Below are 26498 nucleotides of genomic sequence, written 5' to 3'. Positions count from 1 at the left end.
TAATATTGGATTGACATAATGGGGATGGAGAGGGGGACAACCATGAGAAAGACATTTGGAAAGATCAGTCTGCAAAATCAGCTAATGATTCTGTTTATCGCTATTTTGATTGCCACAGTCGGAATAGGCGGCGTAATATCGTATATCAAAGCTAAACATGAAACGATGGTGGCAATTGAACACCGCCTTCAACGAGAAACCGATATGATGTATGAATTGGCTCAGCAGTTTTTGTTTATGTACGTAGGAGACCGGGAGCGGTTTATGGAACGGGTGAATACAAGCGTTCGCAAGCAACAGGCAGAACTGATGCAGGACGGAATACCGGCCGAATTTTTTCTCGTTACTGACAAGGTTCATCCGTTTCACATTAATCGGCGTTCACGTCTTGTGTTTTCAGAAACGCTCATCGAACATATCAAAAAAGAAAAGAACGGCCTTTCTTATACAGTTATAGACGGGAATGATTATACGCTTGTTTATCGAACTATACAGGAGTTAAAAGGAGTTTACGTCATTGTGGTGCCTACCAGTTCATACATGAACGCCATCCACCAAATGGCTGTTTTCATTTTCACGGCAACACTCATCGGTGCATGCGTTGCTTCACTCCTGATTGTCGCGTTTGTACGCACGTTGACAGCACCGATCATCCGGCTCCAAGAAGCGATGAAAAGGGTAGCGAGCGGCGACTTGAGCCCTAGCCCGCTTATTGTTTCCCGAACGCGGGAAATTCAATCATTGGTTGGTAGTTTTCAACAGATGGTTCAAAACATGAGGGAGATGATGTATCACATATGTGTTACAACGGAACAGTTGGCGGATAAAGGGGAACAATTAAAAACAGTGTCTAAAAAAACGATGCAAAGCAACGAGAAATTGATGGAATCGATTGGAATTGTCAAACGGGGAGCTGAAGAAACCGCTTCTTCCTCCGATTTAACGATTGCTTTTTTTCAACAAATGAAAGAAGACATTATGCAAGTCAGAGAACAGATGAAAATGATCGAGGAAAGCTCGCACTATATGAATACAGCTGCTCTTGAGGGAGGGAGACAAACGAGACAAATGACTCAGTTGGTTCAGACATTTGAACAGGAGTTTGCCAAAATGGCGGAAGCGGTAAGAGAGGTCGAGAAATACTCATCATTGGTTGTTACGGTCGTGCAAGTGATTCGTGAGATCGCCGAGCAAACGAAATATCTTTCTTTAAACGCAACGATTGAGGCGGCGAGAGCAGGAGAGGCTGGAAAAGGGTTTGCTGTGGTGGCCAAGGAAGTGAGATCATTAGCGGAACAGTCCGGGAAAGCAGCTGAATCGGTCGCCAAAACAATGACGGAGATGGCGGAAGTTATTATAAAAGCTTCTAAGCAATGCACTGACGTTTCAGGACGTTTTTCTGACTACATACAGGCATCTTATCGATCGAAAACCGCTCTTGATGAACTGCTAAACGAAATTGCTGTTGTTACAGAGAATATTGAAAAAATGAAGGGAAGCATGGTTGAGCTGGCCCAATCCATTCCTGCTATCGAACACGCGACGGTTTCGTTTGTATCAACGGCCCAACAAACGCTGGCAAGCGCCGAACAAATGCTATATTCTTCCCATGCGCAAACAATGGAAATGAAAACGATGCATGCGATCGGGTTCGAAATCATTGAGCTCGGCCAAACGTTAAGGAAGCGTGTGGAACGGTTTGAAATGAGCGGATAAAAAAAGCCGCCCAACCTCTCTTGGCGGCTAGTCGTTGCGCTGGGCGGCTGCAGGGACTTCTTTGACCGCTAAGAACAGGACGGCGAGCGAAACGAACCAATGGATAAAGGTGCTGTACGGGACGATCGTTTGGACTGTTTCCATGAAAGCAAAAAAGACCGTTGACAGCGTAATTGCATAAGCCGACATGATCCATGTATGACGGTAGCGAAGCTTTTTGTCTAACATGCCGGCAAACAGGAGGCCAAAAAAAGCGAGCAAGCAAACGCTGACGAATTTTCCTGCACAAGCCAGCACATATAAAACAAGCCCAAAAAGCGGAATAAGAACGGGGAGAAGCGACTGCAAGCTGGCAATAAACGCGCGCACGTCCTCGTCCGTGATGGTCACATCAGGAAACGTGGCATAGCTGTAGTGCTGCGCCTGATAGCCAACGACGAGGACAGCCTCACCTTTCAACAAAGCGATGGCGTTCGGTAGCCGTTCTACCTCCCGTCTCGTCACTTTCCCCGTGCTGTCAAAAATGATCGTAAATCCACCTTGGTTAATATGAATCGGTTCAGTCGCTGCGGAGCGGAGTTCGCCGTTTTCAATCGAAAAGGGCGGGAGGTCGTTGCGCAGCAAAGCGCTTGTCGTGCGGATGCTCTCAGCTAGCGACGTTGAGGCATAATAAAAGGTCGGAAGAACGGATAAAAGCGTCAGCAAAAACAAGTAGCCAATGGTTTTCCCAATTCCTTGAAATCGAAAACGGGCAATGTCTTTAGGGGAATATAGACTTTTCCAAAGTTGGACGAATACATTCATCATGGCCACACCTTTCCTTTTCTCCATTTCCATTGTATATGTCAGAACAAGCGAATTCAACTATGAGCGTTTCCTGTTCATTGGCGGACAGGCAAATTCATTGAAACATTGTGGCAATTTTGGTAAGCTAATTTACACGGACGGCTTTACGTCCGCACTACATATACGAACAAAAGGAGGAGATTGTATGCCGTTTGAACTGCCAGCATTGCCGTATCCGTACGATGCGCTTGAGCCGCACATTGACAAAGAAACGATGAACATTCACCACACGAAGCACCATAACACCTACGTCACCAACTTGAATGCGGCGTTGGAAGGGCACGCCGATTTGCAAAACAAATCGCTCGAAGAACTGCTCAGCAATTTGGAAGCCCTTCCGGAAAGCATCCGCACCGCGGTGCGCAACAACGGCGGCGGCCATGCGAACCACTCGCTCTTCTGGACGATTTTGTCGCCAAACGGCGGCGGCGAGCCGACGGGTGAGCTGGCTGAAGCCATCAACAAAAAATTCGGCAGCTTTGCCGCGTTTAAAGACGAGTTTTCGAAAGCAGCGGCCGGCCGTTTCGGTTCGGGCTGGGCGTGGCTTGTTGTGAACAACGGCGAGCTGGAAATTACGAGCACGCCGAACCAAGACTCGCCGATCATGGAAGGCAAAACGCCGATTCTCGGCTTGGACGTTTGGGAGCATGCGTACTACTTGAAATACCAAAACCGCCGTCCGGAATACATCGCCGCTTTCTGGAACGTCGTCAACTGGGACGAAGTGGCGAAACGGTACAGCGAAGCAAAAGCGAAGTAATCAACGAAGCGGGGCGAAACAAAACGCCCCGCTTTTTCATGGTTGGCACGACCCTCGGCGGTCGCCGGTTTCGAATGGGCGCGAACAGCCCGGGAACCGGCGGCCGTTTTCTTTGTTGCGGATGCATAGCGGCAGCGGAAATGGTCACACTACCGGATAGACGAAAAGGGGAGTTTTATGATGTCATTGTTCGAAAAATTGCTGGGTCAAGAACGGGTCGACCGTGATTTGCTGCTGCTTCTTTGCATCGGTGGATTTTATGCGCTCGCGGTTTCGCTGTCGAACACGTTTGTCAACATTTATTTATGGAAACAGACCGGGGATTTTCGCGACGTGGCGTTGTATAATTTGGCGGTCGTCACGATGCAGCCGCTGACGTTTCTATTCGCCGGCCGGCTGGCGAAACAAATCGACCGCATTCTCATTTTGCGGCTCGGGGTGTCGTGTTTGGCCGTTTTTTTTGTCACAGTGTTGTTCGTCGGTCCCCGAGCCCATCAATATTTGCTCGTTCTCGGCGCGCTGTTGGGGGTTGGCTATGGCTTTTATTGGCTGGCGTTTAACGTGTTGACGTTTGAAATTACGGAGCCGGAAACGCGCGACTTTTTTAACGGTTTTTTCGGAGTGCTCACCTCGTCAGCCGGCATGATCGGACCGATTGTCGCCGGCTATGTGATTTCATCGCTCGCCGGCCAAAAAGGGTATACGCTCGTTTTTTCGCTGTCGCTTGGCTTGTTTCTTGTCGCCGTGCTGCTCAGCTTCTTTCTCAAGCGCCGTACAGCGGCGGGAAAATATTTGTTTGTTCGCATTGTAAAGGAACGAACCCAAAATGAGAATTGGCGGTTGATTACAAACGCCCATTTTTTTCAAGGGCTGCGTGAAGGGTCGTTTGTGTTTGTCATCTCCGTGCTGGTGTATGTCACCTCAAACAGTGAATGGGCGCTCGGCAAGTACGGGCTTGTCAATTCCTTTACATCGTTTGTCGCCTACTATGCCGTTTCTCGGCTGATGAAGCAGGAATATCGGATGAAAGCCATTTTGTTGGGCGGACTGTTGCTCTATGCGGCCATCTTTCTCATTGTCTTTCAGCCGTCTTACCCCCGTTTGATCATTTACGCCGTGACAATCGCCATCGCTTATCCGATTTTGCTCGTTCCCTACTCGTCGTTAACATTTGATGTGATCGGGAGAAGCTGGAAATCGGCAGAGGCACGCGTGGAGTATATCGTCGTCCGTGAACTGTTTTTAAACGCCGGACGGGTGGTGTCGATTTTAGCTTTTTTGACGGCGGTGGCTTTGTTTGGCGAAAAGAACGGAATTCGTGCGCTTATGTTCGTATGCGGGGCTGGACATCTCGTAATTTATTGGTTCGTCCGCCGCATTCGTTTCACCGATGGCCAACCGGAGCGGGGCCGGCCGGAGCCGCTCTTGTTTCGGACGAAGCTGGCCGATGAGCGCGGCGGCTCATCGGTGTAAAACGTTGTCCATGTTTTTCCCTAGCCACGCCTGCCTTTTTCTTTTACAATAGGGAAGAGGAGAAAGGAGGACCGGGGAATGAAACGGAAGAAGCGGGCGCAAGTGCCGATTCGGTTAAACATTTTGTTTTTCTTTGTCTTTTTATTGTTTTCGGCGCTGATTTTGCGCCTCGGCGTCGTGCAGATTGTGTACGGGGAGGACTACCGCCGCGAAGTGGAACGAACGCAGGATGAAGTGGTCAGCACGCCGGTGCCGCGCGGCAAAATTTACGACCGGTTCGGCCAAGTGATCGTTGACAATACCCCACAAAAGGCGATAACGTACACGCGCTCGAAAACGACCCAGCCGGAAGAAATTTTGGCGGTGGCTAGAAAACTCGCCCGCTATATCGACGTTCCGGACGCCGAAAAAAAGGTGACCGAGCGCGACATGAAAGATTATTGGATTTTAACACGCCCCGACGAGGCGAAAAAGAAAGTGAGTGAACAAGAGCGGAAAACACTCGCTGATCAAGGCTTGACGCAAAAAGAAATTGACAAAAAAGTATATGAATGGACCCTCGACCGCATTACAGAGAAGGACTTGGCGCAAATTTCGCCGGCAGAGCTTGAAGTGATTGCCATTAAGCGTGAGATGGAAAGCGGCTATGCGCTGACGCCGCAGACAGTGAAAAGCAAAGGAGTGACTGACCGCGAATACGCGGTCGTCAGCGAGCATTTAAGCGAGCTGCCCGGCGTCAATACGACGGTGGATTGGGATCGGAAATACGTCTATGGCAACACGTTCCGCTCCGTGCTCGGGAGCGTGACGGAAGAAGATGAGGGCGTCCCGCGCGAGCGGCTTGACTATTTTTTGGCGCGCGATTACAGCCGCAATGACCGCGTCGGCAAAAGCTACTTAGAAATGCAGTATGAGGAAGTGCTGCACGGCAAAAAAGCCAAAATGAAAAACGTCGTCGACAAATCGGGCAACGTCGTTTCCGTTGAGGAATTGTATCCGGGCGAGCCCGGCAAAGACCTCGTGTTGACGATTGATGCCGAGCTGCAGCAACAAGTCGAGCAAATTATTGAGCAGGAGATTTTGGCCACGAAGCGCAAAGGCCGCTCCCCGCTCTTGGATCGGGCGTTCGTCGTCATGATGAATCCCAAAACGGGCGAAGTGTTGGCGATGGCCGGCAAGTTTCTCCAAGACGGCAAATTTGTCGACTTTGCCATCGGCAACATCACATCAGCTTACGCGATGGGGTCGGCGGTAAAAGGCGCGACCGTTCTCACCGGCTTTCAAACGGGCGTGCTCCATCCGAATACGTATATTAAGGATGAGCCGCTTTATATCAAAGATCTAGAAAAAAAATCATGGAAAACGATGGGGACGATCAACGAGCTGACCGCTCTGAAACAATCGTCGAACGTCTATATGTTTAAAACGGCGATCGCCATCGGCGGCGGCGTGTATCGTCCGCATCAGCCGCTTGACATCAATCCGGCCGCGTTTACGACAATGCGCCATTATTTCAGCCAATTCGGATTGGGCGTGAAAACCGGCATCGACTTGCCGAACGAATTGGGCGGTTTTCAAGGGCAAAGCAAGCTGCCAGGATTTCTGCTTGACTTGGCGATCGGCCAGTACGATATGTATACGCCGATGCAGCTGGCGCAATACGTTTCGACGATCGCTAACGGTGGCTACCGGATGAAGCCGCTTTTGGTCAAAGAAATCCGCGATCCGTCCGTTGACGGAACAGAGCTTGGTCGAGTCATCAAACCATTCGAACCGGTTGTGTTAAACCGGATTGATATGAAGACAGACTACATCAAGCGGGTGCAGGAAGGATTCCGCCGCGTCATGCAAGAGCCAGGGGGGACGGCGTACCCGTATTTCGCCAACGCCCCGTACAAGCCGGCTGGCAAAACCGGGACGGCCGAAGCGTTTTATGACGGACCGATCAAAAGCCGGCGCAACGCTTCGACGTACAATTTGACGCTCGTCGGCTATGCGCCGTATAACAATCCAGAAGTATCGTTTGCGGTTGTCGTCCCGTGGGCGACACAAGGGGAAAGTGATGGCATTAACAACCGCATCGGCCGCCGCATTTTAGATGCGTATTTTGAATTGAAAGTAAAGAGAGCCAATGGAGAGAAGGCGGCTTCAGAAACAAATGAGCAACAATAAACTGGGCTGATTCGACAGGCGGTTTTCCTGTCGAATCAGCCTTTTTATTGAATAAAACAAAGGTGAATAAGCGAATAATAAATACATCCAATTCGCTATTTAACTTGTGCGTGCGGTCAATTTCATTCCTATTTTTCATACAAAAGATAAAGATTTAATTAGGTACCATTTGTCCGAGCCGGACAGTAACGCGGTCGGAATGTTTACACAATCTTAACATTCCGTTCAAACCTCTTTAATAGCCGTCACTTATGATAGGACATGTAGGAGAAAACGAAATGGGTAGGGGGAAAAACGATGAACAAGTGGAAACGGCTCATGTTATCCGGGGTGCTCAGCGGGGTGATGGTAATCGCTGCTGCCTGTGGCGGAGGAAACGGAGCAGGAAAAAATGACGCCAACGGTGAGTCCGCAGCGAACGAACTGTCAGGCGAAGTGATCATGGATGGCTCTTCGACTGTCTATCCGATTGCGGAGGCAGCCGCTGAAGAATACATGGCTGAACAACCGAACGTGAAAGTGTCCGTCGGTATGTCGGGAACGGGCGGTGGATTTGAAAAGTTCACGAAAGGGGAAACGGATTTTTCGAACGCTTCCCGACCGATTAAAGAGGAAGAGAAACAAGCCGCCGCTGCTAACGACATTGAATTCCAAGAATTTCAACTCGCTTATGACGGTCTTTCTGTCGTTGTCAACAAAGAAAACGACTGGGTTGATTACTTAACGGTGGACGAGTTGAAAAAAATGTGGACGGAAGACGGTACGGTGAAAAAATGGTCCGACATCCGCCCAGGATGGCCGGATAAGGAAATTAAGTTTTTCTCTCCTGGCCATGATTCCGGGACGTATGACTACTTTGATGAAGTGATTTTGGAAGGAAAAGAACTGGTCAAAACGGCTCAACTTGCCGAAGATGACAATATTCTCGTTCGCGGGGTTGAAGGAGATCAATACGCGATCGGCTACTTCGGTTATGCCTATTACTTGGAAAATAAAGATAAGTTGAAAGTGGTTCCGATCGATGGCGGCAACGGTCCGGTCGAGCCGACGAACGAGACGATTGAAACAGGAAAATACACTCCGCTTTCGCGTCCGCTGTTTACGTATGTGAACGTCAAATCGCTGAAAGAAAAACCGCAAGTGTATGACTACATGGAATTCTTGCTGGAAACAGTAGGGGACTTGGCGGAAGAAGTCGGTTACGTCCGCCTGCCGGAGGAAAAGTATAAAGAACAGCTTGAAACGTTGAAAGGATTGAAATAAGTTTCGATAGGCCGGCGACAACGGATGTCCGTCGGCCTAGACTTGTGACTGCGGCTGGAATATGTCGGAAAGGAGTTTTCGTTTTATGGGGATTCCAACGAAGAAAGAACAGCAGTTGTCGGTGCGGGAGATGATTGCCGAAAACCAAACGCGGCAACATTGGTCAAAAAAAATGGAGAAGCTCGCGCCGAAGTTTCTTTTTACATTGGCAGCGCTCTCCGTGCTCGTAACGCTCGGCATTTTGTTTACTCTTCTTTTTGAGACGATCGAATTTTTCCGCCGTGTATCGATTGTCGAGTTTGTCACGAGCAAAGAGTGGCTTCCGTGGAACGAGGAACATGGCTCGTTCGGAGTCGCTCCGCTTGTGACCGGCACGCTGTTGACGACCGGTATCGCTATGCTTGTGGCTGTTCCAATTGGACTCGCTTCAGCCATTTATTTGAGCGAATATGCGTCAGAGCGGACGCGCCGAATCATCAAGCCGGCGCTCGAAGTGCTTGCCGGCATTCCAACGATCGTTTACGGGTTTTTTGCGTTGACGATTGTGACGCCGTTGTTGCAAAAGGTCATTCCCGATTTAGAAATTTTTAATGCGCTCAGCCCGGGGCTTGTGATGGGAATTATGATCATTCCGATGATCGCCTCGCTGTCAGAAGACGCGATGAGCGCGGTGCCGAACTCGATTCGCGAAGGCGCTCTTGCTCTTGGCGCTACAAAACTTGAAGTGGCGCTTAAGGTCGTGCTTCCCGCCGCCGCTTCTGGAGTGATCGCCTCATTTATTTTAGGCATTTCCCGGGCGGTTGGCGAAACGATGATCGTGGCGGTAGCTGGCGGATCATCACCGGAATTTACATTTGATGTGACGAAATCGATCCAAACATTAACTGCTTATATCGTCCAAGTGACAACGGGCGATGCCGGTTACGGGACGACGATTTACTACAGCATCTATGCGGTTGGGATGACGCTGTTTGTTTTTACATTGCTTATGAATATTTTGGCGCAATACATTTCCCGCCGGTTTAGGGAGGAGTATTAAAAACGATGGAAAACAAAATAGACAAACCGTTCGTTTGGAAACGAATGAAAGGAAGGCTGGCGCGAAACACCATCCTGCAAGCCTTGTTCTTTTTCGCGACCGTTTTTGGACTGATTGTTCTTATGCTGTTGTTATCCCGTGTTATTATGCAGGCGATCGGCTGGTTGGATGGCGACTTTTTAAACAGTTTTCCTTCGCGCCGACCGGAAGAAGCCGGGATCAAATCCGGATTGATCGGTTCCCTCTGGCTGATGGCAATCGTTGCACCGGTTTCGTTTATTTTGGGGGTCGGGACGGCCATTTATTTGGAAGAATACGCGCGCAAAAACCGTTTCACCGCTTTTATTCAAACGAATATTTCCAATCTGGCCGGTGTACCGTCGATCGTGTTTGGTTTGCTCGGGTTGACGATTTTCGTTCGTGAGCTCGGGCTCGGGCGCAGCGTGCTTGCAGCTGGATTGACCATGAGCTTGCTCGTTCTTCCGGTGATCGTCGTCGCAGCCCAAGAAGCGATTCGTGCCGTTCCTCAGCAGTTGCGGGAAGCGTCGTATGCCATGGGGGCGACGAAATGGCAAACGGTTTGCCGGGTTGTGCTGCCGGCGGCGCTGCCGGGGATGCTGACGGGGGCGATCTTGGCGCTCTCCCGCGCCGTCGGAGAGACCGCTCCGCTCGTGGTGCTCGGCATTCCAACGTTTATCGCCTACTTGCCGAGCGATGTGCTCGATACGTTTACTGTTATGCCGCTGCAAATTTATAACTGGACGGGACGGCCGCAGGAGGAGTTTCAACATGTGGCGGCCGCAGGAATTGTCGTCCTGCTCGTCTTTTTAGTTGTGATGAATTCAGTCGCCGTGTTGATTCGCAATAAATTTCAAAAACGATTTTAAGTGTATGACCGGACAATGAGCGAAAGGAGACCGATCAGATGATGGCAATCAAAACAAAAGAGGCAACGTCGACAGTGGCTGCTAAGTCGTCGCTGGCAGCTGAGGACGGTGTGGCGAAAGGCGTTGTGTATGAAACAAATGATTTAAACTTATGGTACGGGGAGCACCATGCGTTAAAACATATTCATTTAACGATTTACGAAAATGAAGTGACAGCGATTATCGGGCCGTCGGGATGCGGAAAATCGACTTATATTAAAACGTTGAACCGAATGGTCGAACTCGTGCCGAATGTCCGTATTGCCGGCCAGCTCGCCTACCGCGGGCGCAACATTTTTGACCCGTCCTACCCGGTTGAGCAGCTGCGCACACAAGTGGGGATGGTCTTCCAAAAGCCGAATCCGTTTCCGAAGTCGATTTACGACAATATTGCTTACGGTCCTCGCATTCATGGCATCCGCAATAAAAAAGTGCTCGACGAAATTGTCGAAAAAAGTTTGCGTGGGGCGGCGCTTTGGGATGAGGTGAAAGACCGGCTTCACGATCATGCTTACGGCTTATCTGGGGGGCAGCAACAGCGCTTGTGCATTGCCCGCTGTTTGGCCATTGAACCAGATGTCATCTTAATGGATGAGCCGACCTCGGCGCTCGACCCGATTTCGACGTTGAAAATTGAAGAGCTCATTCAAGAATTGAAAAAACAATATAGCATCATTATTGTGACCCATAACATGCAGCAGGCGGCGCGCATCTCGGACAAAACAGCGTTTTTCTTAAACGGAGAAGTGATTGAATACGCAGAGACGAGCAAGTTGTTTTCAAATCCTACCGATCGGCGCACAGAAGATTACATTACCGGTCGTTTCGGATAAAAAACAAAGGGAGGCGAGCAGGGGATGCGTGAAGCGTTTGCCGATGAGTTACGCTCGTTGCATAACAAGTTGATCGAAATGGGGCGATTAACAGAAGTTGCGCTCCAACAGGCGATTGAAGCGTTTCAAACACAAAACAAAAATTTGGCGATGACTGTCATTGACGGGGATGGCTCGATCGATAAACTCGAGGAAGAAGTCAATGATTTCGCGTTATGGCTCATTGCGAAACAGCAGCCAGTGGCGACCGATTTGCGCCGTATCATCGCCGCGATCAAAATCGCGAGCGATATCGAGCGGATCGCCGATTTTGCCGTTAATATCGCTAAGGCGTGCATCCGCATCGGCAGCCACCCGTTTGTCATGGATATCCGACCGCTCGTGTTGATGCATCGGTTAGCTACCGATATGGTCTCGACGGCGATTGCCGCTTACGATCGGGAAGATGTGTCGTTGGCAGCACAAATTGCCGATATGGACCATCGCGTCGATGAGCAGTACGGGGAAATGATGAAATCGTTGCTTGAGGTCGAGAAAACGGACAAAGAGACGTTGGCGCAAATGAACGTGCTTACCCTCGTCGCCCGGTATATTGAGCGGACGGCGGATCATGCGACCAATATTGCCGAACATCTCGTTTACCTTGTCAAAGGGAAACATTACGACTTCAATGACTGAGAAGATAACGAAGGAGGCGGCCTGTTAGGACGCCTCCTTTTTGGTTTGGTTGATTATGGTCCGGCAATCAAGCGGCTGATCGCCGCATAATCCATATCGCTGCGCACGGTGTAGGTGCCGGGGCGGATCGAGCGCGCCAGTCCCCGTTGTTGCAAATAGTCGTTAAACGAGCGGGCGCTGTCAATGACGCCCGCCGCTTCAAGCTCTTTGGCAAAAGACTCCGGGGTGTCGCCTTTCTCAATGACGAGGCGGTACACATAAACGGTTTGCCCTGATGGCTTCGGCGTTGGAGTGGCTGCCACTTTTCGCCCGGTGCGCCGCAGCTGGTCATACTCGTCTTTGGCGATGGCGATCAGCCCATGCTGCTTGAGAAACGCCTTGACTTCCTGCTCTGTGGGCGGCGTTCGGGGCGACAAATAGTAGGCGGCACCGATGAGCGATGCCGAGGCGAGCAAGCCAAGGGCAAACGAGCGCATCGTTCGCTTTCTCATCGCTGCAGCCTCCTTACCGCCCGCTCTACCTCGGAAACGGTTAAGCCGGTTTGTGCGGCGATGTCTTCGAGCGGAAACCCTTGTTTATGCAAAAGCAAAATACGGCGATCGGTCGGCGACAGCGCCCCGCCGCGGCGGGGCGAAGCCGGACGCCGGCGCTCGGGGATGAGCAGCTCTTCCTCGATGACTTGCAGCCGCTTTTTGATTTGGTACGTTTCTTGGGCGAGTGAAACGGTCAGCTGGTCGATTTGTTCTTCGAGCGGTTTTAATTCGTCTTTGGCAAAAACCGAAATGATGAGCAAAACCATGGATAAGGCCGCCAAAGCGACGATTGTGTATTCTACCATCGTCCATCCCTCCCTTTTCACTATATCATATCGCTCTTTATTTGTGGCCGGTCTTGTTGAAAAAGATGAAATTTAGAGGTGGAAATCGTCGCGGAAAAATGCTATCATAGAAAGGTCTGATTATATATAAAGCACGTTTGGAGGGAAAAAAGATGCGCGTGAACATTACATTGGCATGCACCGAATGCGGCGAACGCAATTACATTTCGTCCAAAAATAAACGCAACAATCCAGAGCGTCTGGAACTGAAAAAATATTGCCCGCGGGATCGCAAAGTAACGTTGCACCGTGAAACGAAGTAAGCAGTGGGAAGATCATTCCTGCTGCTTTTTCTGTTAGGAGGGAAAGCGATGATCGATAAGCAGCACTTGCGCCGCTTGATGCTCGGCCGGCTTCGGCAGCTTCCGCTCGAGGAAAAACGGGCTTATGACCGGCGGATTGCCACCTATTTGTACGAGTGGCCGCCATGGCAGCGGGCGCGGACGTTGGCTTTGACCGTAGCTAGAGGAACGGAAGTGGCCACGGCGCCGATCATCGAGCGGGCATGGCAGGAAGGGAAAACGGTTGCCGTGCCAAAATGCGACCCGCTGACAGAAACGATGACGTTCCGGCGCATTGCGTCGTTTGCTCAGCTCGAGAAGGCGTATGCTGGATTGCTCGAGCCGATCGAAGAACAAACAGCAGCGATCGACCGCGATGAGCTTGACCTCATCCTCGTTCCGGGGGTATGTTTCACGAAAACCGGCTACCGGATCGGTTATGGGGGCGGGTATTACGACCGGTATTTGCCGGGGGTGGCGGCGGTGACCGCGGCGTTGGCTTATTCGTTTCAAATTTTGGACCGTATTCCGGTTGAAGCGCATGATGTGCCGGTGAAGGCGATCATTACTGAACAAGGAGTTATGTCGTGTGGGCAATGAAGGCCGGTGGTATGCGTTAGTGACGGCTGTAGCCGCCGGCGCGGTGCTCGCCGCCACGTTTGTGCTCGTGCGCTGCTAGGGGTGTTTCATAATTCGAGAGAAAAAGGGAAAAAGAATAACGAACAGTTCATATGATGAAGGGGGAACAACAATGCACAAATGGTCGTACTCGCTGCTGGCCGTTGCCGCTGGGTGGCTTGCTTACCGTTACCGCTATCGGATGGTCAATTGGGCGCTCGGCATTCCGCCGCTGCGAAAGCAGGTGGTTCGTTGGGCGCTTCAGATTCCAACGGTGCGTAGGGCGGTTGTGTCACAAATGCTGCGCCCGTGAGGCAGCGATGAAACGGAAACGATTTTTCATTATGGTAGAAATCAGCGGCCATCCGAGCAGCGGGTATATGTCCGCGACTCGTGGAAGCTGGATGTAGAGGGCGCGCTTGGCGCCGGCTGGGAGGTTGTGTATTTTCGGTCCCGGCAACCGGCTCCCGCCGGCTCGTCTGTCCCGGTTTGCCGCACGGTCGGCGAGCTGGCCGCCCTGCTGCTCAATGGGCTTGGCCTCGTCGGAGAAAGGGAGAGGGGAACGTGATCGGAACGATGGATGTATTGTTTTGGCAGCTCGTTCATCTTTTGCTTCATGATGGCTACCGCATCGCGCAGCTGTCTGAACGCGGCGATGAAATATGGCTCGAATCGGGGCATTGGCGGCGGCCGACGCTTGTCCGCCTCGTGCGTGCCGATTTTGACTGGAGCCGGTCACTGCGGCTCGATATCGAATACACATGGCAATTGATCCGGCAAATGAACGGGCGGAAAATCGGCAAAGGGGGCCGCGTCGTCAATGTATATGTGATGGCGTACCCGCCGGTGGATGATTGGGAATTTCTTGTTTCCAAGCCGTTGCCGCTTCCCGGCGCTGCCGATGGTCGGTTTGAAACGTTTTTGATTCATAGCGGCAACGCAGATGAGATGCTGCTGCGCCTTGGCGATCTCGTCGGCGTTTCGCTTCGCCCGGAACCGCTTGCTGAAGAAGCTGATCCGTTTGCCGTCGCCGAACGTCTCAAACATGAGGTGCTGACGGAATGGCGCCGCCAGCGGGAGGAAGAGCGGCGCCTCTTTGACTATGGCAAGCCGGTGTTCACGAAGCTGCTGATCATCGTGCAAGTCGCCATGTTTCTCGTTCTCGAATGGAGCGGGGGCAGCACGAATCCGGATGTATTGATTCACTACGGCGCCAAGTTCAACCCGCTCATTGAGACGGGAGAATGGTGGCGATTTTTGACGCCGATGGTTTTGCATATTGGATTGTTGCATTTGTTGACCAATACGTTTGCCTTGTACTATTTAGGGATGACAGTCGAACGGTTGTATGGTTCGCTTCGCTTTTTAGTCATTTATATCACAGCCGGCTTTTTTGGCACGCTGGCCAGTTTTTTGTTTACGCCGTCGTTGTCCGCTGGGGCGTCTGGCGCCATTTTTGGGCTGTTTGGAGCGCTTCTTTATTTTGGCACGGTGTATCGGCATTTGTTTTTCCGGACGATGGGAATGAACGTCGTCAGCTTAATTGTCATCAACTTGCTCTTTGGCTTGCTTGTCCCCGGCATCGACAACGCTGGCCATATCGGCGGGCTCATCGGCGGTTTTTTGGCGGCTGGCGCTGTCCATTTGCCGAAACACGCCGCTTGGGGGCGGCAGTTTCGAGCGTTGGCTGCCGCCGTGCTGTTGGCCGCGGCTGGCTTATGGGTCGGGTTTCGTTAAGCCGCTTGGATGAGCATAATTTTATCGCCGTTTTGCGCCTCGAACAGGATGAGAATTTGCCGGTAATCTTTGCGGATCAAAATGAGCGGCATCGTGCTGCCGAGCGGTGAGAGGATGGAACCATCCTCTTTTTTTATGCCGAGAATGTACGATTTGTACAGCCCTTCCCATAGCCGGCCGATCATCGCCTCCGTTTTCGAAGGCGGCAGGCCGGGAAGCGGCTGCTCCGTGTAGGCGACCAGTTCCGGCAAATAAAGGGCGTAATAGTCGTCCTTCGCCAAGGAAAAATGGGTGAGCAACTCGTCCGCTTTGTGACGCAAAAACTCGTTCACTGCCTTGTTTAAGACGCGTTGCCACTCGCGTTCAGCCGCTGTTTTGGGCCGCCGGAACGAGGTGAGCGGGCGGTACGGTGAATCGATGACATACAAGTAGGAGCTTGACATGGCTTGGCTGCTTGTGATGTCGCTGTTTTTATGGAGCTCGGCGTGGTGGAACGAGACGGCTTGGAACAGCCGGCTGTCCTGCGTCCGCACCGTTTTTTCCATGTCGAGCGCCGCGGTATCCGTTTGCCACTTTGACAATACATCCGCTAGGCGGCCGTCGACAAACAACAAGGAAACGTCCTGCCGCAAATAGGCCGGGCGGTTGAGAATGGACATTGTTGCCCAGCGCAGCGCATAGCGGCCGCTCTGTTTTTTTTCGTTGAGCGTCAAAGAAGTTTTCGCTTCAGTGAACACGGCTTCACGGTCGAGCGGGAAAAATTTGATCGTCTCCGCCGTGCGGCTTCTCTCCCACACGGAAGAGAGGAAAGCGGCAGCCCCGATCAAGATCACAAGCGCCATGGCGATCGTCGTCCGTCTGTTCATGGCCTCCTCCTGAAATCGGACAAGATTTCCACCAATATATGCATGAATCAGCACATTTATGTATGAAATTCCTTGTCCTTGTCTATGATGGGAATAAATCGCAAGCGATCCGCACAGGGGGATGACGATGGACAAACCGATGCCGAAACGGCCGGCTTCCCGCCGTCTCGATGACAATGCAACGTATTTGGCCGAACGGCTGGGGGTCGGAAAAAGTTTTGATGTCATTCGCCTTGACGTCGAATACGGCGGCCGGGCTATGGCGTTTTTTATGATCGACGGATTTGTGAAAGACGACATTTTGCATTACATAATGAAATATTTGTCCCGCCTTGAGGAGCATGAGTTTGACGCCTGCCCGCTCGAAAAGCTGCTGAAGCGACATCTGCCGTATGTCGAAATCGGGCAAACCGACGACTTGGAAGAAGCGGTTGCGGCGGTGTTGGCTGGACCGACAGCGTTGGTCGTCGATGGCGTTGAACGTGTTCTGTTGATCGATGCCCGCACCTATCCGGTGCGCGGGCCGCAAGAGCCGGATACCGAACGGGTCGTGCGCGGGGCGCGCGACGGATTTGTCGAAACGATCGTCTTTAATACGGCGCTCATCCGCCGCCGCGTCCGCGACCCGTCGCTGCGCATGGAATACGTTCAGGCCGCGCGGCGTTCCAAAACGGACATCTGCATTTGCTATATTGAAGAAATCGCTGATCCACAACTTGTGCGCCGTGTCAAGCAGGCCATCGCTGCCATTGACACGGACGGGCTGGTGATGGCGGAAAAAACGGTCGAGGAATTCATTTCCGGCCGGCATTGGAATCCGTACCCGGTCATCCGCTATACCGAGCGCCCGGATACAGCAGCGGCTCATTTGTACGAAGGGCATGTGCTCGTGATCGTGGATGGATCGCCAAGCGTGATGATCACGCCAGCGACTTTTTGGCATCATTTGCAGCACGCCGAGGAATACCGGAACAAGCCGATCGTCGGCGCGTATTTGCGGCTTGTCCGCTTTTTGGCTGTCTGGGCATCGGTGTTTTTGCTGCCGCTTTGGTATTTGTTCATGACCGAGCCGGGGCTGCTGCCGGAGCCGCTGCAGTTTTTAGGCAAGGCGAAATTAGGCGACATCCCGCTTTTTGCCCAGCTTCTTATGATTGAGATCGGGATGGATATGCTGCGGATGGCCGCCATTCATACTCCTTCTTCACTGGCGACTGCGCTTGGCCTCGTCGCCGCCCTCATGATCGGCGGCATCGCTGTAGAAGTGGGCCTCTTTTCCAATGAGGTGATTTTGTATTTTTCGGTCGCTGCCATCGGCACGTTTGCGACGCCAAGCTATGAGCTGAGTTTAGCGAACCGGCTCGTCCGCATCGCTTTGCTCCTTTTGGCCGGCTTGTTCGGCTTGTTCGGCTATGTGTTCGGAATGACGGTGTGGATCATCGCTTTGGCGCGGATGTCATCGTTTGGCATTCCTTATTTATGGCCGTTCATCCCCTTTTCCTATCGGGCGATGCGCGATGTGCTCATTCGCTCGCCGATGCCGCTGAAAAACCGGCGGCCGGCCATTCTTCACCCGCGCGATCCCGACCGGTGACGCAGGCGTTTTGAACAGCGCCTGCGTCCTTTTTTGTCTTGACGGCGGCCGATGTTTGCCGCTACATTAAAAGGGGGAAAAAGGAGTCGAACGAGCGATGAAAACGGTGTATGACGTACAACAGCTCCTGAAACAGTTTGGCACGATCATTTATGTCGGCGATCGACTCGCCGATTTAGAGCTGATGGAAGAGGAAGTGAAAGAGCTGTACGAATCGCAGCTGATCGATGTCAAACAACTGCAGGCCGCGCTGTTCGTTTTGCGGCATGAAGCGCAGCTGGAGCGGGAAAAACGAATGAAAAAAGGATGAGGCAACAATGGAACAATGGTTGGCAGGCATTGACCTTGGCGGCACGACCATCAAAATGGCGTTCGTCACGCTGGACGGCGACATTGTGCACAAGTGGGAAATTCCGACGAACAAGGCGGAGCGCGGCGCCCACATCGTCGCCGATATCGTCCGTTCGCTTCGCGAGAGACAGGATCAAGCCGGCGGTGGGAATGGACAGCTTTTGGCCATCGGCATCGGCGCGCCCGGACCGGTGGAAGAGAAAAGCGGAATGCTGTATGAAACGGTCAACTTAGGATGGACGAATTATCCGTTAAAACAAGAGCTCGAAGCGGCGACTGGCTTGCCGGTGGCGGTCGATAACGACGCCAACATCGCTGCGCTTGGGGAAATGTGGAAAGGAGCCGGCGGCGGCGCCCGCCATTTGTTATTTGTGACACTGGGAACCGGTGTCGGCGGCGGCGTCATCGCCAACGGGGCCATCGTGCGCGGGACGAACGGCGCCGGTGGAGAGATCGGTCACATGACGATGATTCCGGAGGGCGGCGCGCCTTGCAATTGCGGCAAAACCGGTTGTCTGGAAACGATCGCATCGGCGACGGGCATCGTGCGAATCGCCAGCGAAAAATTGGCCGTTGCCGAGCGGCCAAGCGTCCTGCACGGCGGAGATATCTCGGCCAAGGCGGTGTTTGATGCCGCCAAAGCGGGTGATCCGCTCGCCGTCGAGGTCGTTGACGAAGTGACGCGCTACCTTGGCTTGGCGTTGGCGAACGCGGCTGACGTCGTCAACCCGCAGAAAATCGTGATCGGCGGCGGCGTTTCGCGGGCGGGTGACATTCTCGTTGAGCGCGTGGCCCACCACTTTCGCCGATTTGCTTTCCCGCGCGTCGCCGCCGGAGCGGAGGTCGTTTTGGCGACGCTCGGCAATGACGCCGGCGTCATTGGCGGCGCTTGGCTGGCGAAAACGCTTATTGAGGGGTAAACATGGCAACAGCTGGCTCATGGCCGGCTGTTGTTTTCATTTTTTGGCTCCCACCGACATATGCTGGAAATAAAGGAGTCGGAAGGGGAGACGGGGCATGCGCCTGCAAGCATGGTATGGCGACACATTTGAGCAATACGGCCGCTGGTTTTCGGTGCCGACCGAGCTGATCGTTGACGCCAATCCGCACATCAAGAAGCAGGGGCTTCAGCCAGGGCAGACGATCGAAATCCCGGGCTATCGGACAATGGAGAAGTGGGACGCGCTCGCCCGCTGCTTGTCGCTGCCTGTTGAGGCGCTGCAACGGCTGCCGGGAGCGATGGCGGTCATCAATGGGGCAGCGCCGCTGCCGGAGCGAATATCGACCCGGGTCGTCCAGTGCATCCGTCCCTACGATTTTGCCGCCTTGACCGAAGATATCGACGCGCTCGTTGGCCATTATCCGTTTGTGCGCCGGCGAACGATCGGCCATAGTGTATTGGGGTTGCCGTTGGTGGAGCTGCAGATCGGCCGCGGTCCGGTGCGCGTGCATGTAAACGGATCATTTCACGCCAATGAATGGATTACATCCGCGGTGGTGATGGCGCTGATCGATGAGTACGTGCGGGCGCTTGTTCACGATGGTGAGCTTGCCGGCCGCCGCGCGCTTGACTATTATCATAAGATCACGCTTTCGGTCGTGCCGATGGTCAACCCGGACGGGGTCAACCTCGTCTTGAACGGTCCGCCGGCCGAGGAACCGCATCGGAGTGAGACCGTCCGCATCAACGGGGGGACGTTGGATTTTTCGCAATGGAAAGCGAATATCCGCGGCGTCGATTTAAATAACCAATTTCCCGCCAACTGGGAAATTGAGCAGGCGCGCAAACTGCCAAAAGCGCCGGCGCCTCGCGATTTTCCCGGGTTTGCCCCGCTGACCGAGCCGGAAGCGAAAGCGATGGCGGCGCTGACGGAAGCAGAAGATTTTTGGATGGTGGTGGCGTTTCATACCCAAGGGAAAGAAATTTACTGGGGATATGAAGGGCTCGAGCCGCCGGAAGCGGAAGCGACCGTGAAGGAGATGGCGGCCGCGAGCGGCTATCAAGCGGTTCGCTACATTGACAGCCATGCCGGTTATCGCGACTGGTTCATTCAAACGCGGCGGCGGCGCGGCTATACGGTGGAACTCGGCGAGGGGACCAACCCGCTGCCGCTGTCGCAATTTGACGAGATTTACCGCGACAGCCTCGGGCTGTTTGGCGCGCTGCTTCACATGGCATAAAAAACGCAAGAGGCGATCCGGGCCTCTTGCGTTTTTTAGTGTGTGCTGGTTGGAATGCCGTGATGCAAAATAGTCATAATGGTAAACCAACCGAATACGGAAACGGTGGCAAGACCGAGTAAAAATCCGAGCACGTTTTTCTCGCGCAGCGTGCGAAACACTCCATAGAGGGCGAGCAGCGTTACAAGCGCGAAAATAATGACCGTACCCATCTGTTTCCCCCCTTATGGCACAGTATGTACAAACGCTTTTCTTCTCCATTATTGTAGCCTTTTTTCCTTCGTTTGTCGAGTCCATTCCCCTTTATTTTTTCCTTTGCTTGGGCGGAAAAAACCAGTAAAATAAAGCTAAAACATGCATACCATCGCTCCAATCAAGCTCGATGGCTCAACAAGGTGAACCATCATTGAAATTGGACATTCACTCATGCGAAACGAGGAGGGGACGACGATGAAGTGGACGCGCATTCCTGTCGGCCCGATTCAGGCGAATGCGTATCTTTTGACGGCGGAAGACGGTTCGTGCGTCATTGTGGATCCGGGGGCGGAAGGGGCGGCGCTCGTTCGGCACATCGAAGCAAGACAGCTCACTCCGCTGGCGGTTTTGCTGACGCATGCCCATTTTGACCATATCGGCGGCATCCCGGACGTGCTCGCTCGTTGGGAGATTCCCGTCTATGTGCACAAAAATGAAACGGAATGGCTGCCCGATCCAGCGTTGAACGGCTCCCTTTATTTCGGGAGCTCGATCGCGGTCCGCTGCGCGCCGATCAGCTTGCAAGGGCCGCTGACGCTAACGATCGGTCCGTTTGCCTTTGACGTCCGCGAAACGCCCGGCCATTCGCCAGGCAGTGTTTCGTACTATTGCCCGGCGGCGCAAATCGTCTTTTCCGGCGATGCGCTGTTTGCCGGGAGCATTGGTCGCACCGATTTGCCGGGCGGCGATCATCATCAGCTGCTCAAAAGCATCCATGATCAATTGCTGACGCTGCCGGAGGAGACGGTCGTTTTGTCCGGGCACGGGCCTGAGACGACGATTGGCGCGGAAATGGATACGAATCCGTTTTTGCACGGTTTTTCATGACCGCATCCGGCGATTCTCCCGGCTCGCGGGAAAGCGGGAGCGTGTTCGTCGGCGCGTTGCCGCCGGCTGCCGGCGTGCTTCCCTCCCCCCATTCGTTCGGGGCTGGCGGTGGAAAGAGGCGACCGTCAGTGGAAACTAGCGGCCGCCTTGCCCGTCAAGACAAAAAACCCTTCCCGGCTGCGCCAAGAAGGGTTTTTGGGGGATGTTCTACCCAAAATTATGGGAGGGGATATCAATAAGCTGCTACTATAAACGATATACTATTGTTTTTACGATGTCAATAGGGAAAACAGCAACCAAAAAGGAAGGAAAAGGAAATGAATGAGCTGTATAAGGAAATTGAAGCGGCGCCTCATGGGCGCGTTTCGTATGCGGATTATATGGAGTTGGCTCTTTATGACGAACGGTTTGGCTACTACATGCGCGAGCGGACGAAAATCGGCAGGGAGGGCGATTTTTTGACGAACAGCTCGTTTGCGTGCGTGTTCGGGGAGGCGATCGCTTCGTTTTTGCTGCGGCTTGTCGAGAAAGGGGGGCTGCCGCCAGCCGTTTGTGAATGGGGGGGAGGCGATGGGCGGTTGGCCTTGGCCATTTTGCAAGCATGGAAACGAAAAAGTCCAGCTACATACAAAGACCTTTCGTACACGATCATCGACCGAAGCCCGTTCCATCGCCGGCGACAGCAGGAAACGTTGCAGCCGCTTTCGGACCGCGTGCGGCAATACCGCGATATGGCCGGCTGGCTCGATGCGTGTGGGCCGTTTTCCGGCATCGTGTTTTGCAATGAGTTTTTCGATGCGTTTCCTGTCCGGGTCATTGAAAAGCGAAACGGGGTTTTGTACGAGTGTTTCGTCGCCGCCCGCGGCGGTCGACTTGTTGAGGAAACGGTGCCGCTCGGTGATGCGGCGATCATCGAGGACTTGCAGGAGCGCGGCTTCTCCTTGGCTGAAGGCCAGCGCTTTGAAGTGCCGCTCGCGTTGAAACAGTTTTGGGCGGAAGTCGGCCCGCGCTTTCGCCGCGCGGCCATGGTGGCCATCGATTACGGATGGACGGATGAACAGCTTCGTGCTCCGGCCCGGCGGGGAGGGAGCTTGCGCGGTTATGTTCGGCACCGGTTGGTCCCCGATCCGCTCCGCCGTCCCGGGGAGATGGATTTGACGTCCCACGTGCATTGGGATGCGCTCCGCTTATACGCTCGGAAGGCCGGTTGGGAAGAAGTGGCGTTCGTCCGCCAAGATCGGTTTTTAGTAGCGGTCGGGTTGTTGGACGAATGGGACCGTTCGGAAGGGGCCGAGTTGTTTTCGTCATCGACTCGGCGGCATCGGGTCATGCGCTCGTTGATCGCCGATGACGGAATCAGCCGCTTTTTCGATGTGCTCATGATGCAGAAAGGCATCAAGCTGCCCAGCTCAGAACTTTGGGCGGCTCCGGAGTTTCTCGCTTGACAAGAGCATGGGGAGGCGGATCGGCAGAACGGGGGCTGGATCGATCGCTATCAAACGAAAAATCGGAACTTCTTTATTGCAACTTCTATAGAAGCCGATTCTTGCCTAACTCGTTCTTCTCCAATGGCGCCTTTGTAAAGGCGCTTTTATGTCCTCAGCCATTTCAGCGGTTTTTTCATCATCGTTTTCCTCGTCCCCGGAAAGCACAGCGGTATTTTTTCAGTAAAAAATCCCCGTGGTAGCGGACAGATTCAGTCGCTTTCCTGTTTCTGTCCGCTAGCAGAGGGATTCCGCTCACATCGCCTGTCGCGTTTTTATTCGCCCATGCCGGGCACCATCATAAAGGTCGTCCAATACGTAAACGCGGCGAAGAAAATCGTCAAATACGCGCCGAAAATGTAAATGTACATTCTCTCGGTCAGTTTTAAAAAGCCGAGGAACAAGAAAAATATCGTTTGGCCAAAAAACAGAAGCGAGGTCGTATGCATGTGGCCAAGGTAAAACATGACGGCGAAAATGCCGGTCCAAAAGGCAAGCACGCGGAACATGCGGTCCATTCGGTTTCCCTCCTTTGCTAGACAATCCCACCTTACTTATTATAATGTACAATGATTCGGAATGTAAATAACGCGTTCCGGCGCCGGCGCAAAAATTGCTGTTCGCCGCCCGGCGCGGGTGGAACGAAGCAGGCTGCTACGGGCGGATGGTGAGGCGATAACAGCAGCAGCGGCTACCTTTCATCATGTTTTCCGTTTCAATGAGGCGGGCATCGGCAAACAGCGCCTCAGCCATTCCCTCAAGAAAGGCGTGGTGCATGCCGCAAACCGTCTCTGGTTGTTTTTCGGCGATTTCTTTGAACGGGCAGTTGCAAAATTCGAAAGACATGGCTGTGTCCTTGACTTCACGGCGGGCTCGAGGGAGAAATCCGGCCGCTTCTGTCAGAAGGCGAATCTTTTCTTCCGAACGGAGCGCCGCGATAGTGTCGCTATGCGCTACGCGGTTGGCGATGTACTCGCGTCCGAACTCCTTTCCTGCTTCCCGCAGAACTTTCTGTCCGCTTGGCCCAAGCCCGACCAGCGTTTGAACGGCGATGTGGGCGAGGAGCTGATAATCGCGGAACGGAAAACATAAGCTGATCACTTCATCCGACAGCCGATACCATCGGCTGGGCCGTCCACCTTTTCCCGTTTTTTGCGTGTTTGAGACGACGAGGTTCACATCTTCCAGTTTTGTTAAGTGAAGACGAGCGACGTTTGGATGAATGCGAAATTGATCGGCGATTTCTTGCACCGAGACGTCGCGCCGGATGGTGGCCATATATTCGTAAATATGAAACCTCGTCGGGTCAGAGAGCACGCTTGTCATTTTCAGCGTTGGTTCCAACGGCGATCCCTCCTAAATAAAGCATTGATACAGTTATGATAATGAAATGATCCAAGGCGCAAAATGATTTTTGTCACGGTTTGGAGCTGGCCAAGGAAATGTTAAAAAATGTTCACAAAAAATTTTTCATTCTTAGCAGGAAAACGGTTGATCCTTGTCGAAATAAACGACATCCGAATCGAAAGGAGGAATGGTGCACTGGAGCCGATTGAGCAGATCGCTAGCCGTCTCCTTGCCGAGGCCGTGCGGCGCCGCGCTTCAGACCTCCATCTTGTCCCGCGCCGTTACGATGTCGTCGTTCGCCTCCGCCTTGACGGTAGGCTGACGGAGATTGGCACGCTGACAAAGGAGACAGCGGAACGGATCATCGTTCACTTTAAGTTTTTGGCCGGTATGGATATCGGGGAGCGACGCCGGCCGCAAAGCGGCGCCATGGAAGTGAATGAACAGGGGGAAACGGTGTATTTGCGCTTATCCACGCTCCCGACCCTCTACGATGAAAGCCTCGTCATCCGCCTGTTGCCGCAGCGTTTTTCGCTGCCGCTTCGCGAACTTTCCTTATTTTCGCATTCCACCGCGCGATTGGTTTCTTTGATGCAGCAACCGCAAGGACTCGTCTTGCTGACCGGGCCGACCGGCTCCGGAAAAACGACGACGCTGTACACTCTCCTTGATTGGTGCCAAGCCAACAGACAACGCAATGTGATTACCCTTGAAGATCCTGTCGAAAAACGAAACGACCGGTTTTTGCAAGTGCAAATCAATGAAAAAGCGGGCATGACGTACGCGTCAGGGTTGAAAGCGGCGCTGCGCCACGATCCTGACGTGTTGATGGTCGGCGAGATCCGCGATCAAGATACAGCGGTGATCGCTGTTCGTTCCGCCTTGAGCGGCCATTTCGTCGTGTCCACGATGCACGCCGCCGATGCGGTCGGCGCCGTTTATCGGCTGCGCGAGTTTGGCGTTTCGCCTCGGGATTTGGCTGAGACGCTGCTTGCCGTTTCTGCCCAGCGCCTCGTTGAGCTCCGCTGTCCGTTGTGCGGCGACGTCTGCCACCTGTCATGCCGCCGCCTTGGGCGCCGGCGGCGAACCGCGATCCATGAACTGCTCTACGGCGCCGCGTTGGGCGAGGTGATCGATTCGCTCACTAGCGAAAGCCGAAAACGCCGCCCCGCTTACCTCACGCTTGCCCGCCTTGTCCGTAAAGGGATGGCTCTCGGCTACTTGCCGTCACGTACGCTGGAACTTGTCGGAGGGGATGAACGATGAGAAAAACAGCATGGCCGCCGGCCGAGCAGGCGTTGTTTTTCACTCGGCTTGGCCGGCTGCTCGAGCGGGGGTATCCGCTTGCACGAGCGCTTGAGTTTTTGGCCATTCAGTCTTCAGCGCCGCGCCGTTTGGAGCTGGAGCGTTGTTTGCAGCGGCTGCGAGATGGCCTGCCGCTGTCCGCCGCCATGGAGGCGCTGTCCGTTGATCGCCTCGCCGTCAGCCTGCTCACGTTCGCCGAGCGGAATGGCGATTTGCCGCGCGGCCTGATGGAAGCGGGGGAAACGCTGGCCCAGAAGGCGCGCTTCCAAGAGCAGCTGCGCCGCCTCACCCGCTATCCGCTTTTCCTCTTTCTCCTGTTGCTGGTCATGCTTGCGATCGTTGAATGGTGGTTGCTGCCGCAGTTCGAGCAGGCGGCCGCCTCGTTTTCCGCTCAACGCGGGCATACCGCTCAGCTGCTGGACGTGATCGCCCACTTCCCCACCGCACTGGCCGCTATCGCCTTGTTGGCAGCGCTCGCCGCTCTCATTTCCGCCGTTTGCCTTCGCCGCTGGCCATTATCTCGTCAACTCTACTGGATGCTGCGTATACCATGGTTCGCCTCCTTTCTGAAAATGTTCCTTACCCAACTTGTGGCGCGTCAGCTCGGGCGTTTGCTGCAAGCGGGGTTGTCTGTTTACGATGCGCTTGATGCGTTCAGCGAGCCGTCGTCCCCCTCATTTTTGCAGATGGAAGGGCAGCGCATGCGCGACGGGCTGAGGCAAGGGCGGCCGCTTGATGAGCTGATCGGCGCCGCCCGCTGCTATGAGCCTGAGCTGGCGCTGGTCATCCGCCACGGCCAATCGAGCGGCGAGTTGGGGAAAGAGCTCGAGCATTACAGCGAATTTTTGCTGCAGATGATGGAACGGCGAATGGAATCGGCGTTGAAACGGGTGCAGCCTTTGCTGTTGGCGGTCGTCGGCTCAATGATTATCGGCTTGTATTTGGCGATTTTGCTGCCGATGTTTTCGATGTTGAGTGAATGGTGACGAGGTGCGCGATGAAGCGACAAGATGTTCCCGCGTCTGGCGGCTGCTGGGAACGGGCGCCGCCTTCCCCTCTTTCTCCTGAAAA

At 53.5% G+C, this 26498-nt stretch carries 29 protein-coding genes; 22 read left to right on the top strand and 7 right to left on the bottom strand.

What is annotated here, in order from left to right:
- Positions 1–42: 42 nt before the first annotated feature.
- Positions 43–1716 (top strand): methyl-accepting chemotaxis protein, encoded by a 1674-nt coding sequence (locus GC56T2_RS12005; RefSeq protein WP_172706116.1) that lies wholly within the window; start codon positions 43–45, stop codon positions 1714–1716.
- 27 nt (positions 1717–1743) lie between these two features.
- Here GC56T2_RS12005 and GC56T2_RS12000 read toward each other — a convergent pair whose 3' ends face one another.
- Positions 1744–2520 carry a DUF1189 domain-containing protein gene (locus GC56T2_RS12000; protein WP_144975455.1) on the bottom strand — a complete coding sequence of 259 codons (777 nt, stop codon included), beginning with the start codon at positions 2518–2520 and terminating at the stop codon, positions 1744–1746.
- 187 nt (positions 2521–2707) lie between these two features.
- Here GC56T2_RS12000 and sodA point away from each other — a divergent pair, with 187 nt between their 5' ends.
- The 8 genes from sodA to phoU all read left to right on the top strand — a co-directional run bounded on the left by sodA (position 2708) and on the right by phoU (position 11706).
- Complete coding sequence (sodA, locus tag GC56T2_RS11995; protein WP_033018968.1) at positions 2708–3322, top strand: superoxide dismutase SodA; 615 nt, start codon at positions 2708–2710, stop codon at positions 3320–3322.
- 180 nt (positions 3323–3502) lie between these two features.
- Positions 3503–4795 (top strand): MFS transporter, encoded by a 1293-nt coding sequence (locus GC56T2_RS11990; protein ID WP_144975453.1) that lies wholly within the window; start codon positions 3503–3505, stop codon positions 4793–4795.
- A gap of 78 nt (positions 4796–4873) precedes the next feature.
- Positions 4874–6967 carry a peptidoglycan D,D-transpeptidase FtsI family protein gene (locus GC56T2_RS11985; RefSeq protein ID WP_144975451.1) on the top strand — a complete coding sequence of 698 codons (2094 nt, stop codon included), beginning with the start codon at positions 4874–4876 and terminating at the stop codon, positions 6965–6967.
- Between the two features lie 297 nt (positions 6968–7264).
- Positions 7265–8230, top strand: coding sequence for a PstS family phosphate ABC transporter substrate-binding protein (locus tag GC56T2_RS11980; protein WP_144975449.1), 966 nt, complete (start codon positions 7265–7267; stop codon positions 8228–8230).
- An 85-nt stretch (positions 8231–8315) separates the two neighbouring features.
- A complete protein-coding gene (gene pstC, locus GC56T2_RS11975; protein WP_144975447.1) occupies positions 8316–9269 on the top strand; it encodes a phosphate ABC transporter permease subunit PstC in 954 nt (317 codons plus the stop codon).
- Positions 9270–9274: 5 nt separating this feature from the next.
- Positions 9275–10156 carry a phosphate ABC transporter permease PstA gene (pstA, locus tag GC56T2_RS11970; RefSeq protein ID WP_144975444.1) on the top strand — a complete coding sequence of 294 codons (882 nt, stop codon included), beginning with the start codon at positions 9275–9277 and terminating at the stop codon, positions 10154–10156.
- 38 nt (positions 10157–10194) lie between these two features.
- The gene (gene pstB, locus GC56T2_RS11965) at positions 10195–11028 is read left to right on the top strand and encodes a phosphate ABC transporter ATP-binding protein PstB (protein ID WP_144975442.1); all 834 of its coding nucleotides are present in this window, start codon (positions 10195–10197) and stop codon (positions 11026–11028) included.
- Between the two features lie 24 nt (positions 11029–11052).
- On the top strand, positions 11053–11706 hold the full coding sequence (gene phoU, locus GC56T2_RS11960) for a phosphate signaling complex protein PhoU (RefSeq protein ID WP_144975440.1): 654 nt from the start codon (positions 11053–11055) through the stop codon (positions 11704–11706).
- Between the two features lie 53 nt (positions 11707–11759).
- Here phoU and GC56T2_RS11955 read toward each other — a convergent pair whose 3' ends face one another.
- A complete protein-coding gene (locus GC56T2_RS11955; protein ID WP_144975438.1) occupies positions 11760–12197 on the bottom strand; it encodes an MltG/YceG/YrrL family protein in 438 nt (145 codons plus the stop codon).
- On the bottom strand, positions 12194–12544 hold the full coding sequence (locus GC56T2_RS11950) for a sigma factor-like helix-turn-helix DNA-binding protein (RefSeq protein WP_144975436.1): 351 nt from the start codon (positions 12542–12544) through the stop codon (positions 12194–12196). The genes GC56T2_RS11955 and GC56T2_RS11950 overlap by 4 nt, the downstream gene beginning before the upstream one ends.
- 152 nt (positions 12545–12696) lie before the next feature.
- On the opposite strand from GC56T2_RS11950, the gene rpmG reads away from it, so the two are divergent.
- The 5 genes from rpmG (at position 12697) to GC56T2_RS11925 (ending at position 15219) form a co-directional block, all read left to right on the top strand.
- A complete protein-coding gene (rpmG, locus tag GC56T2_RS11945) occupies positions 12697–12846 on the top strand; it encodes a 50S ribosomal protein L33 (protein WP_008879868.1) in 150 nt (49 codons plus the stop codon).
- A gap of 48 nt (positions 12847–12894) precedes the next feature.
- Entirely contained in the window at positions 12895–13464 is a 570-nt protein-coding gene (locus GC56T2_RS11940; RefSeq protein ID WP_144975434.1) for a 5-formyltetrahydrofolate cyclo-ligase, read from the top strand.
- A 151-nt stretch (positions 13465–13615) separates the two neighbouring features.
- Positions 13616–13795, top strand: a complete 180-nt coding sequence (locus GC56T2_RS11935; protein WP_144975432.1) for a hypothetical protein — start codon at positions 13616–13618, stop codon at positions 13793–13795.
- 126 nt (positions 13796–13921) lie between these two features.
- On the top strand, positions 13922–14050 hold the full coding sequence (locus GC56T2_RS18165; RefSeq protein WP_255516079.1) for a hypothetical protein: 129 nt from the start codon (positions 13922–13924) through the stop codon (positions 14048–14050).
- 8 nt (positions 14051–14058) lie between these two features.
- The gene (locus GC56T2_RS11925; RefSeq protein ID WP_144977308.1) at positions 14059–15219 is read left to right on the top strand and encodes a rhomboid family intramembrane serine protease; all 1161 of its coding nucleotides are present in this window, start codon (positions 14059–14061) and stop codon (positions 15217–15219) included.
- Here the strand turns inward: GC56T2_RS11925 and GC56T2_RS11920 are convergent.
- Positions 15216–16085, bottom strand: coding sequence for a hypothetical protein (locus GC56T2_RS11920; protein ID WP_172706115.1), 870 nt, complete (start codon positions 16083–16085; stop codon positions 15216–15218). The genes GC56T2_RS11925 and GC56T2_RS11920 overlap by 4 nt on opposite strands.
- Positions 16086–16212: 127 nt before the next feature.
- On the opposite strand from GC56T2_RS11920, the gene GC56T2_RS11915 reads away from it, so the two are divergent.
- From GC56T2_RS11915 to GC56T2_RS11900, 4 genes are all read left to right on the top strand, one after another.
- Positions 16213–17676, top strand: coding sequence for a spore germination protein (locus GC56T2_RS11915; RefSeq protein WP_144975430.1), 1464 nt, complete (start codon positions 16213–16215; stop codon positions 17674–17676).
- A 97-nt stretch (positions 17677–17773) separates the two neighbouring features.
- Complete coding sequence (locus GC56T2_RS11910; protein WP_033018979.1) at positions 17774–17986, top strand: YqgQ family protein; 213 nt, start codon at positions 17774–17776, stop codon at positions 17984–17986.
- Between the two features lie 7 nt (positions 17987–17993).
- Positions 17994–18947 carry an ROK family glucokinase gene (locus GC56T2_RS11905; RefSeq protein WP_144975428.1) on the top strand — a complete coding sequence of 318 codons (954 nt, stop codon included), beginning with the start codon at positions 17994–17996 and terminating at the stop codon, positions 18945–18947.
- 97 nt (positions 18948–19044) lie between these two features.
- The gene (locus tag GC56T2_RS11900) at positions 19045–20208 is read left to right on the top strand and encodes a M14 family metallopeptidase (protein ID WP_144975426.1); all 1164 of its coding nucleotides are present in this window, start codon (positions 19045–19047) and stop codon (positions 20206–20208) included.
- Positions 20209–20243: 35 nt separating this feature from the next.
- Here GC56T2_RS11900 and GC56T2_RS11895 read toward each other — a convergent pair whose 3' ends face one another.
- Positions 20244–20420 carry a DUF2759 domain-containing protein gene (locus GC56T2_RS11895; RefSeq protein ID WP_144975424.1) on the bottom strand — a complete coding sequence of 59 codons (177 nt, stop codon included), beginning with the start codon at positions 20418–20420 and terminating at the stop codon, positions 20244–20246.
- Positions 20421–20658: 238 nt separating this feature from the next.
- Between GC56T2_RS11895 and GC56T2_RS11885 the strand changes: the two genes are divergently transcribed.
- Positions 20659–21291 carry an MBL fold metallo-hydrolase gene (locus tag GC56T2_RS11885; RefSeq protein WP_144975420.1) on the top strand — a complete coding sequence of 211 codons (633 nt, stop codon included), beginning with the start codon at positions 20659–20661 and terminating at the stop codon, positions 21289–21291.
- A 317-nt stretch (positions 21292–21608) separates the two neighbouring features.
- Positions 21609–22736 (top strand): class I SAM-dependent methyltransferase, encoded by a 1128-nt coding sequence (locus GC56T2_RS11880; protein ID WP_144975418.1) that lies wholly within the window; start codon positions 21609–21611, stop codon positions 22734–22736.
- Between the two features lie 314 nt (positions 22737–23050).
- Here GC56T2_RS11880 and GC56T2_RS11875 read toward each other — a convergent pair whose 3' ends face one another.
- Positions 23051–23293, bottom strand: coding sequence for a DUF2626 family protein (locus GC56T2_RS11875; RefSeq protein ID WP_033018986.1), 243 nt, complete (start codon positions 23291–23293; stop codon positions 23051–23053).
- 136 nt (positions 23294–23429) lie between these two features.
- Complete coding sequence (locus GC56T2_RS11870) at positions 23430–24119, bottom strand: helix-turn-helix transcriptional regulator (RefSeq protein ID WP_144975416.1); 690 nt, start codon at positions 24117–24119, stop codon at positions 23430–23432.
- Positions 24120–24317: 198 nt separating this feature from the next.
- Here GC56T2_RS11870 and comGA point away from each other — a divergent pair, with 198 nt between their 5' ends.
- Entirely contained in the window at positions 24318–25388 is a 1071-nt protein-coding gene (gene comGA, locus GC56T2_RS11865; protein ID WP_255516147.1) for a competence type IV pilus ATPase ComGA, read from the top strand.
- A complete protein-coding gene (gene comGB, locus GC56T2_RS11860; RefSeq protein ID WP_144975412.1) occupies positions 25385–26413 on the top strand; it encodes a competence type IV pilus assembly protein ComGB in 1029 nt (342 codons plus the stop codon). Before comGA ends, comGB begins: the two co-directional genes overlap by 4 nt.
- Positions 26414–26498 lie beyond the last annotated feature (85 nt).

The sequence above is a fragment of the Geobacillus sp. C56-T2 genome (assembly GCF_007829715.1).
Lineage (GTDB): Bacteria > Bacillota > Bacilli > Bacillales > Anoxybacillaceae > Geobacillus > Geobacillus icigianus.
Note: the sequence above shows the minus strand (reverse complement) of the source record. Positions and strands in the feature narration are given on the sequence as shown.